This window comes from Paenibacillus sp. RRE4 (assembly GCF_031844205.1).
GTDB classification, from domain to species: domain Bacteria; phylum Bacillota; class Bacilli; order Paenibacillales; family Paenibacillaceae; genus Paenibacillus; species Paenibacillus xylanexedens_B.
The window spans coordinates 92,274-108,114 of record NZ_JAUZUT010000008.1; the positions used below are offsets into that span (position 1 = coordinate 92,274).

General features: G+C 47.7%; 16 protein-coding genes. 4 read left to right on the forward strand and 12 right to left on the reverse strand.

Going from position 1 to position 15,841, the window contains the following annotated elements; genetic code table 11:
* Positions 1-38: 38 nt before the first annotated feature.
* The 5 genes from Q9R46_RS24040 to Q9R46_RS24060 form a co-directional block, all read right to left on the reverse strand.
* The gene (locus tag Q9R46_RS24040; RefSeq protein ID WP_311282079.1) at positions 39-161 is read right to left on the reverse strand and encodes a hypothetical protein; all 123 of its coding nucleotides are present in this window, start codon (positions 159-161) and stop codon (positions 39-41) included.
* Between the two features lie 210 nt (positions 162-371).
* Complete coding sequence (locus Q9R46_RS24045) at positions 372-1,439, reverse strand: AI-2E family transporter (RefSeq protein WP_145332664.1); 1,068 nt, start codon at positions 1,437-1,439, stop codon at positions 372-374.
* Positions 1,440-1,801: 362 nt separating this feature from the next.
* Complete coding sequence (locus tag Q9R46_RS24050) at positions 1,802-2,011, reverse strand: hypothetical protein (RefSeq protein WP_311282080.1); 210 nt, start codon at positions 2,009-2,011, stop codon at positions 1,802-1,804.
* Between the two features lie 10 nt (positions 2,012-2,021).
* A complete protein-coding gene (locus Q9R46_RS24055; protein WP_090915545.1) occupies positions 2,022-2,543 on the reverse strand; it encodes a PRC-barrel domain-containing protein in 522 nt (173 codons plus the stop codon).
* Positions 2,544-2,707: 164 nt separating this feature from the next.
* Complete coding sequence (locus Q9R46_RS24060) at positions 2,708-3,859, reverse strand: cysteine desulfurase family protein (RefSeq protein WP_311282081.1); 1,152 nt, start codon at positions 3,857-3,859, stop codon at positions 2,708-2,710.
* Between the two features lie 150 nt (positions 3,860-4,009).
* Here Q9R46_RS24060 and Q9R46_RS24065 point away from each other — a divergent pair, with 150 nt between their 5' ends.
* A complete protein-coding gene (locus Q9R46_RS24065) occupies positions 4,010-4,288 on the forward strand; it encodes a hypothetical protein (RefSeq protein WP_311282082.1) in 279 nt (92 codons plus the stop codon).
* A 247-nt stretch (positions 4,289-4,535) separates the two neighbouring features.
* Here Q9R46_RS24065 and cymR read toward each other — a convergent pair whose 3' ends face one another.
* Positions 4,536-4,955 carry a cysteine metabolism transcriptional regulator CymR gene (gene cymR, locus Q9R46_RS24070; RefSeq protein ID WP_145332667.1) on the reverse strand — a complete coding sequence of 140 codons (420 nt, stop codon included), beginning with the start codon at positions 4,953-4,955 and terminating at the stop codon, positions 4,536-4,538.
* Between the two features lie 356 nt (positions 4,956-5,311).
* On the opposite strand from cymR, the gene mnmA reads away from it, so the two are divergent.
* Positions 5,312-6,436 (forward strand): tRNA 2-thiouridine(34) synthase MnmA, encoded by a 1,125-nt coding sequence (mnmA, locus tag Q9R46_RS24075; protein WP_311282083.1) that lies wholly within the window; start codon positions 5,312-5,314, stop codon positions 6,434-6,436.
* A gap of 156 nt (positions 6,437-6,592) precedes the next feature.
* Here the strand turns inward: mnmA and crcB (Q9R46_RS24080) are convergent, their stop codons facing one another.
* Genes crcB (Q9R46_RS24080) through Q9R46_RS24095 form a run of 4 tightly spaced genes read right to left on the reverse strand, consistent with a single transcriptional unit; the run spans position 6,593 to position 9,632 of the window.
* Entirely contained in the window at positions 6,593-6,952 is a 360-nt protein-coding gene (gene crcB / locus Q9R46_RS24080) for a fluoride efflux transporter CrcB (protein WP_311282084.1), read from the reverse strand.
* Positions 6,952-7,350 (reverse strand): fluoride efflux transporter CrcB, encoded by a 399-nt coding sequence (crcB, locus tag Q9R46_RS24085; RefSeq protein ID WP_311282085.1) that lies wholly within the window; start codon positions 7,348-7,350, stop codon positions 6,952-6,954. Before crcB (Q9R46_RS24085) ends, crcB (Q9R46_RS24080) begins: the two co-directional genes overlap by 1 nt.
* 2 nt (positions 7,351-7,352) lie before the next feature.
* Positions 7,353-8,660 carry a replication-associated recombination protein A gene (locus Q9R46_RS24090; protein WP_311282086.1) on the reverse strand — a complete coding sequence of 436 codons (1,308 nt, stop codon included), beginning with the start codon at positions 8,658-8,660 and terminating at the stop codon, positions 7,353-7,355.
* A gap of 51 nt (positions 8,661-8,711) precedes the next feature.
* Positions 8,712-9,632 (reverse strand): LysR family transcriptional regulator, encoded by a 921-nt coding sequence (locus Q9R46_RS24095; protein ID WP_311282107.1) that lies wholly within the window; start codon positions 9,630-9,632, stop codon positions 8,712-8,714.
* 148 nt (positions 9,633-9,780) lie between these two features.
* Here Q9R46_RS24095 and Q9R46_RS24100 point away from each other — a divergent pair, with 148 nt between their 5' ends.
* Both Q9R46_RS24100 and Q9R46_RS24105 read left to right on the forward strand, forming a co-directional pair.
* Positions 9,781-10,524 carry an SDR family NAD(P)-dependent oxidoreductase gene (locus Q9R46_RS24100; protein ID WP_311282087.1) on the forward strand — a complete coding sequence of 248 codons (744 nt, stop codon included), beginning with the start codon at positions 9,781-9,783 and terminating at the stop codon, positions 10,522-10,524.
* Positions 10,521-11,459, forward strand: coding sequence for a DMT family transporter (locus Q9R46_RS24105; RefSeq protein ID WP_311282088.1), 939 nt, complete (start codon positions 10,521-10,523; stop codon positions 11,457-11,459). Before Q9R46_RS24100 ends, Q9R46_RS24105 begins: the two co-directional genes overlap by 4 nt.
* Before the next feature lie 101 nt (positions 11,460-11,560).
* On the opposite strand, the gene Q9R46_RS24110 is transcribed toward Q9R46_RS24105, so the two are convergent.
* Together Q9R46_RS24110 and Q9R46_RS24115 are read right to left on the reverse strand one after the other, a co-directional pair.
* A complete protein-coding gene (locus tag Q9R46_RS24110; RefSeq protein WP_311282089.1) occupies positions 11,561-13,747 on the reverse strand; it encodes a HelD family protein in 2,187 nt (728 codons plus the stop codon).
* A 235-nt stretch (positions 13,748-13,982) separates the two neighbouring features.
* Positions 13,983-15,809 (reverse strand): ABC transporter ATP-binding protein, encoded by a 1,827-nt coding sequence (locus tag Q9R46_RS24115; RefSeq protein WP_311282090.1) that lies wholly within the window; start codon positions 15,807-15,809, stop codon positions 13,983-13,985.
* Positions 15,810-15,841 lie beyond the last annotated feature (32 nt).

Consider the following 15,841-nt stretch of genomic DNA (forward strand, 5'->3'; position numbering starts at 1 on the left):
GTTATCGCGGTACCACCCTGGTTATTGTTCATCTCCCCTTATTGAAAGGGTTCATCTCCCGTCATTGGAAGGATAAACGAACAATCGCCTCGTTCATGCGAGTAACGGTCGCGCCCGGCAGGGTTGTCCTGCACTCCGAAATCAGCTTTCTGCCGCTTCAACTTTCAAGACTCTCCCAGCCAGCGAACTCAGCACGTGTCTGAATTCGAAGAAGTCTATTCTCTGAGGAAAGGAACCCTCGGCATACTTCATTTCATCATCGATTTTAATTTAGTAAACATACACCCTCATTATATCGATAGAGTTACCCAGTGTCAACGCGCCTTCTGAGGCGATTCCAGATAATTTCCTGTCGCACTCTGCCTATTTGATTACTCGGTTCTCCGCTTGATGTAATAGGCGAAGAAGTGTTGCACGATGACCTTCAACACGGCAAAGACCGGTACTGCTAGAATAAGACCGACAATCCCCGCCAGCTCTCCCCCGACCAGAAGCGCAAATATAATCGAAAGAGGGTGCAAATGCAGCGTTCGTCCAACCACCTGCGGGGAAACCACATTGCTCTCCAGCACTTGGCAGAGTGTATTCACCGCGATGACCAGAAGTACCATTTTGAAAGAAACCGTTGAAGCCATCACCACTGCAGGTGCCGCCCCCAAAAAAGGCCCCAGATACGGCACAATGTTGAATACCGCCACAATACTTGCCAGAAGCAGAGCATAAGGCATATCGATCACGATATATCCGATGTATGCGAAGATACCCACGATCACACAGACGATAAATTGTCCCCGGATATAGTTCCCAAGTGCGGTGTCGATCTCTTTCATCACGGAAACAATGGCTTTACGGCGAGAACGAGGTAGATAAGCCACTACCGTGCGTTCAAATACATCAAAATCCTTTAACATATAAAAAATCAGAAACGGCACGATGAATACGTTAAACAGCACATTGATCGTTGCTCCGATATTGTCCATCAGCACGGTGATCCCTTGCGTAAGCCGGTCTTCCATCTGAAAAAACCAGCTGTTCATGCCTGTGCGTATGCTTGGCGGCATTAATTTGTGATCCATACTGTTCATCAGGCTTTGCGCCCGCATCGATAGTTCCGGCATATGTTCATTTAACTCTTCCAATTGTTCAATCAGGACAGGAATAACATTCATTAAGATGACTCCGATACAGGTCAGAAAAAAAGCATAGATTAACAAAACCGCAATGGAACGCGGAACTTTGCGCCCGCCAAGCATGCTTACTATCGGGTTAAGTACATAAGATATGATCAGTGCAACGATGAATGGGGCCAGTACCGTTTTCAAAAATCCATAGATATGTAATAATAACGGCCGTAACAGCCAGATAAAATATAAAATGATCAATCCGAGCAAGAGCCAGATCGCGTAACGAAACATTTTATTTTTGGTTAGTTGCTCCATTTCGATTCTCCCCTTTGGACTGCCTCTACAGTTCAGTATATGGACTGGCTCTGAAAGTCAGTATATGTAGGAGAGGGATTTTTTATTAACTCCGTGCAGATGTGGTAAATGAGAAAGAGGAAGGGAGCAAGAATATGTTCGGTGTTCTGAAATTGGTATTCTATATTAAGCTTGAATAATAAAAAAACGCTCCCCTCTAAAAAAGAGGAAAGCGAATTTTATGAGTCATTGCCTCATATAATCAACCATATGCTTCCTGACCACTATGTAACTACATCTATATCCATCTGTCGCCAGATTGCGACATCATTAAATGACATGTATTGTCATGAAACCGCATATAGAGGAAGTTAAACCGCGTATTAAGAAGAAGCGTGAATTTGTGGGAAGTCTTGTGGCAACTCTTCTCCGAAGAACAGATCATCCAGAGAGCTTAACGTGCCGTCCTCTTCCACCTGATACACAGACATTTTCTCACCGTTTACCGTTAACTCAATAAAGCATCCCCAGCAATAAAACTGATGGGAGCCAATTTTTCCGATATCTTTCGAACTACAATTTGGACATTTCATATTCATTCACCTATCCATTAACAGAATGAATGGCATTTTCCAAGCGCTGTTCACTCAGCGGCGGTACCATAATGGCACTTTCCCCGATAGACATATCACTTGTACATGGCAGCCATTTACGGCCCTCGATTAGGTCGGACACAAAACCGTCCGTAATTTCAATCCCTATTATTGTATTTCCCAACTCCTGGTCAAAATAAACATCGGAGACACGTCCGAGCAGCAAACCTTCTTCGGTGAGCACGGACATCTCCTTTAATTTAGAACGACCAAGGAGGTATGTGTATTTTATGTCGTCGGCCCCCGTCTTGCGGACAGCCTGTTGATTACGGATCATGACGGCGTCTTCGCCATAGGCAACGATATCTTCCCATTGCACCATTTTGACATGATTGGTAAACAGGCCTTTATTCTCAAGTTCAATGCCTTCAATCTCCCAATCATCATTCACAATGAAATCCTGGATTTTACCGACCTGCTTCCCATCCTCAACATCAAAAACGGCAAGTCCGATCATTTCCTGAAGCTTCATCGCTGGGTCCCCCTCATCTTCTTCACATTGTATAGGCGCGGCGCTATTGCTAGGTATGCCCAAAGTTGATGAGTGGCAATCAGACGCCGATCATCAAACCGCTTCTATCCAACCGATGAAAATGGAACTTCTCCCCTCCTTCTGTTCCATGTGTAAAGAGCCCCTTAAGGTCTATTACGTAGCCGTTGAAGAATGGTTCCAATTTTTTCGGCGGTTGTGATGATTTCTTTTGTAGTATTACCCAAACCCCAGCTAAATCGAATCGCAGACTGCAAAAATGCTTCTGGCAAGTTCATCGCTTTGAGTACGTGGGATACTTCCAGGGAACCAGAAGTACAAGCTGAACCACTGGCTACAGCGATGCCCTCCATATCCAGGTTCATCAGCATCGTTTCGGTAGATACCTCGGGAAAGCTGATATTGAGGATATTGGGGAGCGTGTACTCGGGATGTCCGTTGACATGAAAATGTTCTGCCCCAACATGAATGGCAAGCTGATCCAGCAGGATTTTTTTTAATTCCAGCGCATGCTGCAGATGCTCTTCCGCATTCTCGGTAATGATCTTGAGCGCCTCGGCAAAGCCTGCGATCCCCGCCATGTTCTCTGTTCCTGCACGACGTTGTCGTTCCTGTAATCCACCATGTGATCTGGCTTCCAATGTTACACCACGTCTGACATACAGCGCACCCACACCCTGGGGTCCGTTAATCTTGTGCGCAGAGAAGCTGATCAGATCTACAGGCAAGTCTCTGCAGGAAATGGGCTGGCTACCCAGTGCTTGAACCGCATCTGTATGAAATAAAATATCATGCTGACGCGCGAGTTCACCAACCTCACGAATCGGCTGAATCGTGCCTACTTCGTTGTTGGCATACATCATTGTGATCAGCACAGTTTCAGGCCTGATGGCTTCACGCAGTTCCTCCAGCTTGATGCACCCAGATTTGTCCACAGACAGATAGGTCACATCGTAACCCTGCCGCTCAAGCTCTTGACATGAATGAAGTACAGCATGATGTTCAATCTCCGTCGTAATCACATGTTTGCCTTTATCCGCTCTGGCAGCAACCGCCCCGAAAATCGCCAGATTGTCGCTCTCTGTCCCGCCACCTGTAAATACAAGCTCGTCCGGTTTACATCCCAAAGATGCCGCGATACTGTCTCTTGCTCCACTGACCGTGCGTTTGGCTTCACGCCCAAAGGCATGAATGCTGGATGGATTACCATATTGCCCTGTCATCACGTTCATCATCGCTTCTGCAACGCGTGGATGCATAGGTGTCGATGCGGCGTGATCTAAATATATACGATTCATCGATATCACCCCGTTGGTGTTGGATTGTATGAAGTCATTGCACTTCTTAGTCTCATATAGAAAAGCCCGATTGACAAATTAATCAAATGCGAACATGTCGCATCTTCGTGTATAATGTAAAAATAAAACTTTGAACGGAGAGAAAAGAGCATGAGTGATGCAATTCTTGGTCAAATCCTGAATCAGCTACAACAGATGGACAAACGGTTTGATACTGTGGATAAACGCTTAGATCAAGTAGATAAACGTTTTGATCAGGTTGATAAACGCTTAGATCATATGGATGAACGGCTCGATTCTTTCGACAAGAGACTCAATGTCATTGAAGAACAGACCAAAAATATTCCACTGCTCCAGCAAGCTGTTCTGGAAACGCTCGATATTACTAAACGCCTTGAAGCAGATATAGAGTCACTTCAAAGCCGTTAGTGGAATGCTTTGCCTGGCGGTTAAACATTAATCTAATTCCGAATGAGCGAGCGATTCCCTTGTCTTAACATAGTACGTATTTACATATGTTCATCTCACTCAGGGTTTTACGCTCCAATTCAATTAACAAGGCCATTTATACATCGGATTTATCACGTAAAATGCCTTTATCTCTGTTGTCACGGCTAAAGCCCCCATTTATTTGGGGGCTTTAGTGTGTCGTCTGGATGATCACTCATATCCTGGCCTAAATATAGAACATGTAGGAATCTTTCTTCTCCTGATCCTCAAACGTAATCAGATCTTTCAATGTCGTCGAATCCAGTACATTTGCAATGCTATCACGGATGCGCAACCACAAATCACGCTTTGCCGGGTCATCTTCTTCCGTAAAGTCTACTGGTGAAATTGGTCCCTCCAGTACACGAATGACATCCCCTGCGGTCACGGTTGCAGCATCACCCGCCAGAATGTAACCGCCATATGCGCCGCGGATACTCTTAACTAGGCCAGCATTACGCAGTGGCGCAATCAGTTGCTCCAGATAATGTTCCGAGAGCTGGTTGCGCTCGGCAATGCTCTTCAAGGATGTTGGACCTTCGCCGGTTCTTGCGGCCAGCTCCATCATAATAGTGAGGCCGTAACGGCCTTTTGTCGATATTTTCAAAGGAGTCACCTCTTTCAATTTTCAGAAAAACAAGGATGGAACGTATGTGTTTACTGTTCTCAAGCTCTATTGCTTCAAGCTGTTTCTCTATGTGGTTCATGACCGTTAATTCCGTGATTTCGCCACACGAACCTCAGGGAAAATAGGCCTCGACCTTCTAATCCTCCGTATTCCGATCATAACCCTCAAGTAATGTTAACATATCTGCATACGTTATGGAAAAGAAAGATTGACGATATTGCAAAATGTGCGCCTGGAGTGGACACTATCCAAAATTGGCCGGGTGTATCGTAAGTTCGGTCGGGTTATGCTAGAATAGTAACGAAACACATTTATATATAGAAATGGTGATAACGATGTCCAAAGCAAATGAAAATACACGGGTCGTCGTTGGCATGTCCGGAGGTGTGGATTCATCGGTTACCGCATTGCTTCTGAAAGAGCAAGGTTACGATGTCATCGGCATTTTCATGAAAAACTGGGATGATACGGACGAGTTCGGCCATTGCACCGCTGAAGAAGATTCAGAGGATGTGCGCCGGGTGTGCGAACAGATCGGCATTCCGTACTACACTGTCAACTTCGAGAAAGAATACTTTGATAAAGTATTTACCTATTTCCTTGATGAATATAAGTCGGGTCGTACGCCGAACCCGGATGTCATGTGTAACCGTGAGATCAAATTCGGTGAGTTCCTGAACAAAGCGCTGGATCTCGGCGCAGATTATGTAGCTACTGGCCATTATGCGCGCCTCATTGAAGAGGACGGCACGTTCAAATTGTTGCGCGGTGTGGACAACAACAAAGATCAGACTTACTTCCTGAATGCTCTTAATCAAAAGCAACTATCCAAAGCCATGTTCCCGATTGGTCACCTGCCTAAACCGGAGGTACGCAAAATTGCTGAAGCTGCCGGTCTCTACACAGCCAAGAAAAAAGATAGCACAGGTGTATGCTTTATCGGCGAACGCAACTTCAAGGAGTTCCTGAGCAACTATCTGCCAGCCAAAGGCGGAGACATGGTTGATATCGTAACTGGTGAAGTTAAAGGCCGTCACGACGGTCTCATGTACTACACGCTCGGTCAACGTCAAGGACTTGGCATTGGCGGTTCCGGCAACGGCGAGCCTTGGTTTGTTGCAGATAAAAACCTGGAGAAAAATCAATTGCTTGTGGTGCAGGGCGACGCTCATGTTAGCTTGTACTCCACAGGTCTGACGGCTACAGGCGTAAACTGGATTGCAGGTGCAGACCGCACTCCTAATGTGCCGTACCGCTGCACAGCAAAATTCCGTTATCGTCAACCGGATCAGGGCGTTACATTGACCTGGCAGGAGGACGGTAGTGTGGATGTACAGTTTGATCAACAGCAAAAAGCGATCACGCCAGGACAAGCCGTTGTTTTCTACGACGGAGAGGTTTGCCTCGGCGGTGGTACGATTGATCAGGTGCAGAAAGTACCCGTACCGGCCATGCAATAACATGCCGGACATCCATGACGGATTGACTGTTATCATTATGCACAGCATGAGCGAGTCAATTCCATGTATTCCTACAAAAAAAGCCGTCTTTCATGTAATACCATGAAGGATGGCTTTTTTCCTGCTTTTTTTTGCAAAAAAATTTAAATATTTAATTTATGCAGTGAGCCAGACTCCTGCCAGACAACCTAGCACCCCCACCACGACAGAACTTACCACGTACATAACCGCTTTGGCTTGTCTTTTCTGTCCCATCAACGTTAATGTTTCATACCCAAAGGTAGAAAAGGTGGTGTACGCTCCGCAGAAGCCGGTTCCCCATACTACCCACATCTCGTCTGGTACAGTTCCCGTCTGATGCCCGCCATATAACATTCCTAGAATAACAGAGCCACTGATATTAATTACCCACGTTCCCCAAGGAAAAGCCGTGCCAAGTTTGCCGGAGACAACCTTTCCCAGACTATAACGGAGTAGTGCGCCTAACACACCTGCTAGTCCAATCCAGATCATCATTAGGCATCACCCTCTTTGGGGGAGGTACTTAACATTCGGTTGCCCAGCTTGATACCAAGGGCGCAGAGCACCAGTCCTGCCACTACACTTAAAAGGAGATAAACCGCGGCTTTGATCCATTCGCCGCTCTCCGATAAACGAACGATATCCAGTGTAAATGTGGAAAAGGTCGTGAAAGCTCCAGTAAACCCTGTGCCGATGGCAAGGCGGAGCTGAGGTGTTATTTTTTCCGGAATAGCCATGGTAAAAAAAAAGCCCAAAAACAGGCTGCCAATCGCATTGATCAACAGCACTGCCCATGGAAAACCTGTATTAGCCGAGGGGAGCATCAGTTGAATGGTGTACCTGGTTAACGTGCCCAGAAACCCTCCGGCCCCGATATATGCTAACTCTTTCATCCTTACAGCTCCCTGCGCCGCTGTTGATTCAGCCTGATCTTCGACTCATTCCCCTGCTCTGTCGCCTCGTAAAATACTCTTCGAGACAGCTGTTTAGGCAGATACTCCTGTTTTACGTAATGTCCAGGGTAGTTATGAGGATACTGGTATCCTTCATGTCCCAGCTTCGCGGCACCAGAGTAATGGGTATCCCTCAAATGCATCGGCACTTCGGCCGACTTCACCTCATCAATGGCACTCATCGCTTTGGATATCGCAGTATATACCGCATTGGACTTCGGACTTTCCACTGCAAACAAAATGGCTTGCGCAATATTTAGCTTGGCCTCCGGCCAGCCGTTATTTCGGTACGCATCAAGTGCTCCAATTGCCTGAGTCATCGCCTGTGGATTCGCCAGTCCAATGTCTTCACTGCTTGCTGCAATCAGGCGTCGGATAAACGTCATAGGGTCCATACCGAGCTTCTCCACCGCGTACAAAAACCAGAATAGTGCCGCATCGCTCGAACCACGAATGCTTTTGTGAAAAGCGGATAATACGTCATACTGTGTAGACTCATCTGCCTTGACAATGGGACGACGGATCGATTCTTCCGCAACAGCCAGTGTGATGTGAACTGATCCATCCTGCTCAGGCGGTGTCGTTAGCGCGGCAAGCTCAAGAGCATTGAGGGCACGGCGAATATCACCATTCGCCATCGTGGCAATATGCGCCAGCGCTTCATCCTCAGCTTTCAGATCCATAAACCCAAGGCCTTTATCCGCATCACTTAGCGCTCTGCGCATCGCAATCAGGGAATGCTCCTTATTTAAGGATTCCAGTTGAAACAGGGTGGAACGACTCATCAAGGCTCCGTTTACATAATGGAAGGGGTTCTCTGTCGTTGCCCCGATAAAAATGATGGTGCCCTTCTCCACCGCTGGTAGCAATGCATCCTGGCGTGAACTGTTAAAACGATGTACCTCATCGAGGAAAAGAATCGTTTTGGTTCCATACAGTTGTTTATTCGTCTGCGCTTGCTCAATTACTTCGCGTACATCCTTCACAGAGGCATCCACGGCATTCAGTCGCACGAATTGTCCTTGAGTGTGCTGTGAGATGATGTGAGCAAGCGTGGTCTTGCCACATCCTGGCGGGCCGTACAGTAGAATGGATGAGATCTGATCCGCCTCAATGGCCCGGCGTAGAAGTTTTCCAGGGCCGATGATCTGTTCCTGTCCAATATATTCATCCAGATGCTGAGGCCGCATACGGTCTGCTAACAATCTGGCCTGTGGTTGTGTATCCTGTTGAAACGAAAATAAATCCATGGGTTTATCACTTCCTTAAAGGGTTGCCAATCATAGTGCGCATCTCAAGCATCACTTGCCATGTAAGAGTGCTTTTTCCGAACTGTTCTCAACCAATGAATCTCCACTTCCTATCATATCACATCCCTGCGGTAGCATTGCCATAAATGCGCCAAGGGCACTGCTGACAAACGCATCCTTGCGGGTAATAAACCTTGTCATCATACGGTTCATTCCGGCAGGAAGAGCATGTTTACATAACAAACCGTTTTGAACTTGCTGCCGTATGACGATTTCAGGTAGTAAGGAAATGCCCATTCCGGAGGTTACACCACTGACAATGGCCTCCAGCGTCCCGAATTCAATAATTACCGGTCGATGAATACCGCTCAGAAGCATCCAGTCCTCCAAAATTTTACGGTAAGAGCACCCCATGCTGTAAACCAATATCGGCTTTCGAACCAATTCCTCCTCTTGCAGACTTGGAGACGAGATAACAAAAAGTTCCTCATCAAACACATCCAAGGATTTAATATCAGGATGGTCGCAAGAACAGCCAATAAACGCGCCTTCCAATTCGTATCCGATAACCTGATCAATGAGCATTTGTGAATGACCTGTAGCCAGCCCTAGTGACACGTCCGGGTACTGGCTGTAATACGATGCGAGAAGACGCGGTAACCTTACCGCAGCGGCCGTCTGTATGGAACCAATTTGCAAAGGGCCAGAGGGTGTATTGGTGGCCTGGAGCGCTTTGGATGCATCGTTCAACAGACCAATGATTTTATCAGCGTAAGTTAGTAGCGTTTGTCCCGCTGGAGACAACGTCATTCCCCGATTGTGACGGATAAATAATGGTGTGCCTACCTCCGCTTCCAAGTGCCTGATGCGTGCCGTGACGTTGGATTGAACGTATCCCAGCTTGGCTGCAGCTCTGGTCAGATTTCCTACCTGGGCTACACATTGAAATATTCGAAGATCTCCGCTCTCCATCATGCCTCCACTCTGACATCACTCAAAATGATATCCAGTTCATTTGTAATCATTATACTCTCTTGCCTGACCGTACTACAATGATGACATATTCAATTGAATTTCATTCGTCATTGAGATGGTTGAAAGCAAAGAAGGAGTGTTCGAAATGACATACTGGACCAATAGAGTGGTTTTCATTACAGGCGGAGGAACAGGTATAGGCCGGGCGGTCAGTACCTTGCTAGCTGAACGCGGTGCACGGGTCGCATTGAGCTATTCCCGATCACAGCAGGCCGCAGAAGAAACCGTTCAGCATATCCTCAATCAAGGCGGGCAAGCATTTTCCATTCAGGGGAATATTGCAAATGATAAAGAGGTTCGCCAAATGGTCACAAAAGTAACCGAAATCTATGGCCCCATAACTGACCTTGTAAACAATGCGGGCATGACCCATCATATTGCCCTCAGCAATCTGGAAGCCGTCACAGATGATATCTGGAATGAATTGATGGATGTGAATGTGAAAGGTATGTTTTATTGTGCTCGTGCCGTAACAGAAGGAATGAAGCAGGCCGGTGGAGGTGCCATTGTTAATATGGGTAGTATTGCTGGCAGCACTGGTTCGGGTTCTTCTCTTCCCTATGCTGTATCCAAAGCCGCAGTCCATGGCCTCACCCTATCTCTGGCTCATGCACTCTCACCACACATTCGGGTGAATGCCATCATTCCCGGAGCTGTCTCCACACGTTGGTGGGCTGGCAATGAGGAACGAATGCACCAACTCGGGGGACAATTGTTACTACAGCAAATCGCTCAGCCGGAGGACATCGCCCACATGGTCTGCGCTGCTCTTGAACAGCGGTCCATGACAGGACAACTTATTACTGTCGATGGAGGACAGACATTATGAGCGCAACAATTCATAATCCAGCTAGGGCGGAACGCGTACCCACTTCCTTAAACCCAGTCAAATACATCATATTGATTATCGTGACAACGCTCATTATGGGGACTTCTTTTCCTGTAGGTAAAATAGGACTCAGTTACGCACCACCGTTTCTATTGATGGGCTTGCGGTACATCCTTGCTGGTGGTTTGATGGCCCTGGCCCTGCGTAAGCAACGCTTACCGAGGGGATGGCGAGCTTGGGGTAGAATCGTGCTCATCGGCTTGTTCCAATCCGCCGGGGTGATGGGCTGCGCCTATTACAGCATGAACTGGATTTCATCTGGTGAATCGGCCATTATTACCTTTACGAATCCATTAATCGTCATTGTTCTAAGTGCGCTACTATATAACCTGAGATATCGATTAAGCCAGTGGATTGGCGTAATTGTTGGGTTTGTCGGCATTTTGTTTACCTTTGGATGGCATATGAGCTTCACCCCCGGAACCTGGATCGGTTTTGGCGGAGCAATTTCATTTGCCGTATCCACACTCCTGATTAAGCGCTGGGGTAATGGATATGATACGTTCGTGCTCACGGCTTATCAGATGCTTGCCGGAGGTGTAGCATTACTTTTGCTAAGTTTATGGACGGAGCAGCCTCATTTTACAGTAACTACAGTTTCCATCATATCGTTGTTATATCTAACGCTGATTTGTTCCATCCTGCAGTTTTCCCTCTGGTTTTATCTATTACAGCACAGTGATCCCGCCCAGACCAGCAGTTACCTGTTTCTCGCACCGTTCTTCGGTGTGCTTTCAAGCTGGGTTTTGTTAGGTGAGGAGGTTCAATGGTTTGTCGGGGCTGGAGGCGTACTCATCGGGGTGGGCATCTATCTAGTGAACCGCCGTTCAGCTAAGAAAAAACAAGACGTATCTCCCACTGTAACCTCCCTATAAGAAACCTACCTTCATCTTCCTATACAAAAAAGGCATGCGTCAGGGTTAACCTGCGTCATGCCTTTATATCTATATAGCTTAGTACTATGTGATCTATTTATCTATAAAACAGTCTCATCAGGCCAGCCTTGAATCGTAACCTGTTCACCTTCGGGATTATGCGTTGCTGCGGCATACGCCGGCATGCTACCGTCGTGGAATAACCACAATTCATGCAGAGCCCGTGTACAGCCGACATAGAGTAGCTTCGCATCACCGGCGCCAGGCAAATAGTGCTGCTGATCAACGTCAGCGACGATAGCCGCATCGAATTCAAGCCCTTTGGACAGATACACTGGCAAAATGGAATGTCCGCCGCTGTACTGCTTTTTGCCGCCATCGATCAGGTTCAAATCCCAGCCCGCCTTCTGAAGCTCGCGATGGAGTTCTTCGGCTTCATGCAATGTTCGCGTGAGGATGGACACCGTACGATAATCTTTCGAGGTAAGCATCTTCAGCGCCCGCTCTAAACTCCGCGTCCTTCCTTCACTCCCGTATGCAAGCGTACGCACCGGATCACCGCTCCGGAACACGGGAATCGCCGTAATCCCACTCTTCACACCCTGCTCCAGGATGGTATTGGCATAATCAATAATTTCCATCGTGGAACGATAGCTTCGGGTTAAGGCAAAATACGCATTCTGTTCCTCTGGAAACAGTGAACTCATCTCTTCCCAAGCATGAACACCACGGTACTCATGAATGCCTTGAGACAAGTCTCCCAGAATAGTAAAAGAATGTCCTTTCACAAACTGATCCAGCAGCGCAACATGAAATGGCGAGAAATCCTGGGCTTCGTCAATGACAACGTGGTCAAAACGCTCCGCTCCTTCAATGTCATGCACCAGCGTATGGATATAAACCAGTGCCGGAAGATCCTCTTCCCGAATGACATCTTGTTTCAGGTCTGCACCGGTTTGTTTCATGATCGCTTTGGGTATCAAGCTACTTAGCTCAGCAGGCACAGACCCGCCTTTTGCCGCCTTGAACAGTTGTTTATACAACGTCAGCGGATTGTACTCAGGCCACTTTTTGGCATAGGATTTCTCCCGGGTTGCTGCCTTTTTCTTACGTTCTTTACGTACCGTTTCTGGCATGGGCTTTTTCAATTCCATCTCGATCCAGCGGTGAACCCGTGCCATGACCCGTTCTTTGCGTTTGGCCAGCGGATAATGTTTGTACTCCGTCCCAAACCAGCTATCGATTTCCTGTTTACTGAGCACCGCACCGTCCCATGGACTGAAATCACCATCCGGCACAGATGCTTCTTCCATCCCAGACAACCACTCCCGAATCAGTTCCATGAAACGAATTGAGCCTTTGTAACGTCCAGGGACATCATCATTCAGTTCAGGCCGAGTAGCAGGGGTTTCAAACCACGTCTGCAACGTCTCTGACGCATCTGCAAGCGGCATATCCAGCCCTAGCAGATTCATCGCCCAATCGGGAAAGGTTTGCTGCTGAATATCCCCTACACCAAGCTCTGGCAATACATCGGAGATGTAATCCAGAAACATATGGTTGGGTGCAAAAATAACCATTTTCTCCGCCGACACCTGCTCCTTGTACTGGTACAGCAAAAAAGCAAGGCGATGTAGGGCCACTGTGGTTTTCCCTGATCCGGCGACCCCCTGAATGATCAATGCGGTGTTTCTCGCCGCCCGAATGATCTGATCTTGCTCAGCCTGGATCGTGGATACGATGTCCCGCAGCTTATTGTCCTTGTTTTCACCAAGGCGGTACACGAGGAATTCATCGGATACGGCCGGCTGGTCACTGTCCCGGTTATACGTATCTGCCACACGTTCCAGTATGCGCTGACGGATCACGACATTTCGTTTCAAATACACCAAACCTTCAATCAGCCCTTCAGGGGCTTCATACGTTGCAGAGGCTTCTCCTCCGGTAAAAGAGTAAAACAGGCTCGCGACAGGAGCGCGCCAATCGATCACAAGCGGATGCTCACCGATCTCTTCGCGGTCTACGCCGATTTTGCCAATATACAGCGGTTTCCGTTCACCACTGCCCTGCTCTTCGAAATCCAAGCGTCCGAAATAGGGTTGTTGCGCGCTCTTGGACAAGGCATTCCGGCGTTCTTCACGTCCGGCTTCCAGCACTTGTTCCGTGAAATCGTGACCGGTATACACCGGAAAGTTCCGCAGCCGTTCAAGCTGGCGGTCCACTTCTTCCATCGTTCGCGCTAACCTGTACTCTTCTTCTTGATAGGCACTTTGAAAGCTGTCTGACATGTTTCAGTTACCTCCTAAGAATAGTTGTTTGCTCTGCATCGCTGTAGATCGCGCAATACAAAAGGATATCCAATATATCACAAAGGGCAACTGAAAGCCATATCGATTTTCTATATGAGCAGAACGAATCATGAAGTCCTTACCATAAAAAGAAGGACTCTGTTGAGCGATACCTTCACAGATATCGCTCTCAGCAGAGTCCTTCGATCCTCATCCCTCTGTCGAGCGAGCATTACTATGTGTTTCGTATTTCTCCATTGCTGCTTGCATTGCCATCTCCGTCCTGGGCCACAAACTGTTTTTGCGCAAGCTCCCGGTATACGGGATGCGTATGGATCAATTCTGCGTGAGTTCCTGTTCCGGTCACGTGCCCATGTTCCAACACCACAATCTGATCGGAATCCACAACTGTAGACAATCGATGTGCGATCACAATGGTGGTTCTGCCCTCCATCAGATTGGATAACGCCTGTTGAACTTCGTACTCGGAGGTACTGTCCAGACTGGAGGTGGCTTCATCCAGCATCAGAATATCGGGGCTACGCAGCAACGCACGGGCAATAGCGATCCGCTGACGCTGGCCCCCGGATAACTTCATTCCGCGTTCGCCCACTTCGGTGTCAAAGCCTTGTGGCAGTTTGTCGATAAAGTCAGCCGAATAGGCCATCTCCGCGGCTCTTCTGATCTCATCCATGGTTACTTCACGATTGAGACCATACGTGATATTGTCTTTAATCGTACCTGCCATAAGTGGACTTTCTTGTGATACATAGCCAATTTTGCTACGCCAGGAAGCGAGGGAATACGTTGTTATCGCTTCTCCCCCATACGAAATGTGACCCGAATCGGGCAAGTAAAACTGCTCCAGCAGTGAGAACAGCGTAGACTTACCACTTCCACTCGGACCCACAATCGCTGTTACTTTGCGAGTCGGCACCGTTAGATGAATGCCATGCAGCACTTCTTCGCCTGTAACATAAGAGAAATGTACATCGTGAAACGCAATCGTTTCATTGCCTTGCGGAGCAAGCTTTGTGCTGTGATCCGGTTCTTCCTCGTCCGCCAGAATCGCCTGAATTCGTTCAGTAGCTCCTACGACTTTTTGCAAACGTGAGTACAACGTTGTGAACTGTCCCATAGGCATAATAACCTGGAACAGTAGCAGAATGAACGCAACCAGTTCCCCCGGCGACAATAGCCCCGAAGCAACCCGCATCCCCCCGACACCTAGAATAACAACGAGCACAGCCGTCATAACAAAAGTAAACAAAGGCCCGATCAAAGCAAGAATACGTGCTTCCTGTAATCCAAAAGCAAACATTTTACGAATGCGGGAATCTCCCGCCTCGGATTCCTGCTTCTCGGTTCCATATGCCTTGACCAAGCGAATTTCACTAATCACCTGACTGAGCACCGACGTCAGTCCAGCCATCTCGTCCTGCTGTTTTTTGGAGATTTTGTACATTTTTCTGCCCACAGGCAACAAGATCAGCATGGTCAGCGGCACCAGGCTTAGAATAATGAGAGACATTACCCAATCCAGATAAAAGAGTAGCGCTACTCCGCCAATTACCGCAACGATGTTGGAGACAAAGGACACGAGATAATCTGCGATTAACGTCATAATTTGGCTGGTATCATTGGTGATGCGGCTCATCGTATCCCCTGTACGATTGCGGTCGAAATATGGCATGCGAAGTGACAGTACCTTGTTCCACAGCTTCGTGCGAAGCGTCGCCACGACACGCTGCCCAGCGTAATTCAACATATAGATGCTAATTCCTGAAGCTATGGCTTGGATCACAAACGCCCCTAGCAACAGAAAAATAACCGATTTATTTAGAGCTGATGTCGTCAGTCCGTCAATGAGTCCTTTGGTCATCAAGGGAACGATGAGACCCGCCGTCGTTTGAATCAACGTCAAGATGAGAGCCACGGTCAGAATCAATTTTGGCGGATTTGTGGAAGTGATCAGTCTAACAAAATCCTTGAATCCTTTTGGTCCGACTTTCGGCTTATTCGACTCCGAGTGTTGCTGTTCTTGCATTCCCTGTTCTTCCATCCATCTTCCTCCCGTTCTCTATCTCATCACTT

Coding starts and splice junctions, on each gene's coding strand:
- Q9R46_RS24045 (WP_145332664.1), bottom strand. CDS start 1,439: ATGGAGCAACTAACCAAAAATAAAATGTTTCGTTACGCGATCTGGCTC.
- mnmA (WP_311282083.1), top strand. CDS start 5,312: ATGTCCAAAGCAAATGAAAATACACGGGTCGTCGTTGGCATGTCCGGA.
- Q9R46_RS24055 (WP_090915545.1), bottom strand. CDS start 2,543: ATGAAGCTTCAGGAAATGATCGGACTTGCCGTTTTTGATGTTGAGGAT.
- Q9R46_RS24115 (WP_311282090.1), bottom strand. CDS start 15,809: ATGGAAGAACAGGGAATGCAAGAACAGCAACACTCGGAGTCGAATAAG.
- Q9R46_RS24110 (WP_311282089.1), bottom strand. CDS start 13,747: ATGTCAGACAGCTTTCAAAGTGCCTATCAAGAAGAAGAGTACAGGTTA.
- Q9R46_RS24095 (WP_311282107.1), bottom strand. CDS start 9,632: ATGGAGAGCGGAGATCTTCGAATATTTCAATGTGTAGCCCAGGTAGGA.
- crcB (WP_311282084.1), bottom strand. CDS start 6,952: ATGATGATCTGGATTGGACTAGCAGGTGTGTTAGGCGCACTACTCCGT.
- Q9R46_RS24105 (WP_311282088.1), top strand. CDS start 10,521: ATGAGCGCAACAATTCATAATCCAGCTAGGGCGGAACGCGTACCCACT.
- Q9R46_RS24060 (WP_311282081.1), bottom strand. CDS start 3,859: ATGAATCGTATATATTTAGATCACGCCGCATCGACACCTATGCATCCA.
- Q9R46_RS24065 (WP_311282082.1), top strand. CDS start 4,010: ATGAGTGATGCAATTCTTGGTCAAATCCTGAATCAGCTACAACAGATG.
- Q9R46_RS24090 (WP_311282086.1), bottom strand. CDS start 8,660: ATGGATTTATTTTCGTTTCAACAGGATACACAACCACAGGCCAGATTG.
- Q9R46_RS24100 (WP_311282087.1), top strand. CDS start 9,781: ATGACATACTGGACCAATAGAGTGGTTTTCATTACAGGCGGAGGAACA.
- crcB (WP_311282085.1), bottom strand. CDS start 7,350: ATGAAAGAGTTAGCATATATCGGGGCCGGAGGGTTTCTGGGCACGTTA.
- Q9R46_RS24050 (WP_311282080.1), bottom strand. CDS start 2,011: ATGAAATGTCCAAATTGTAGTTCGAAAGATATCGGAAAAATTGGCTCC.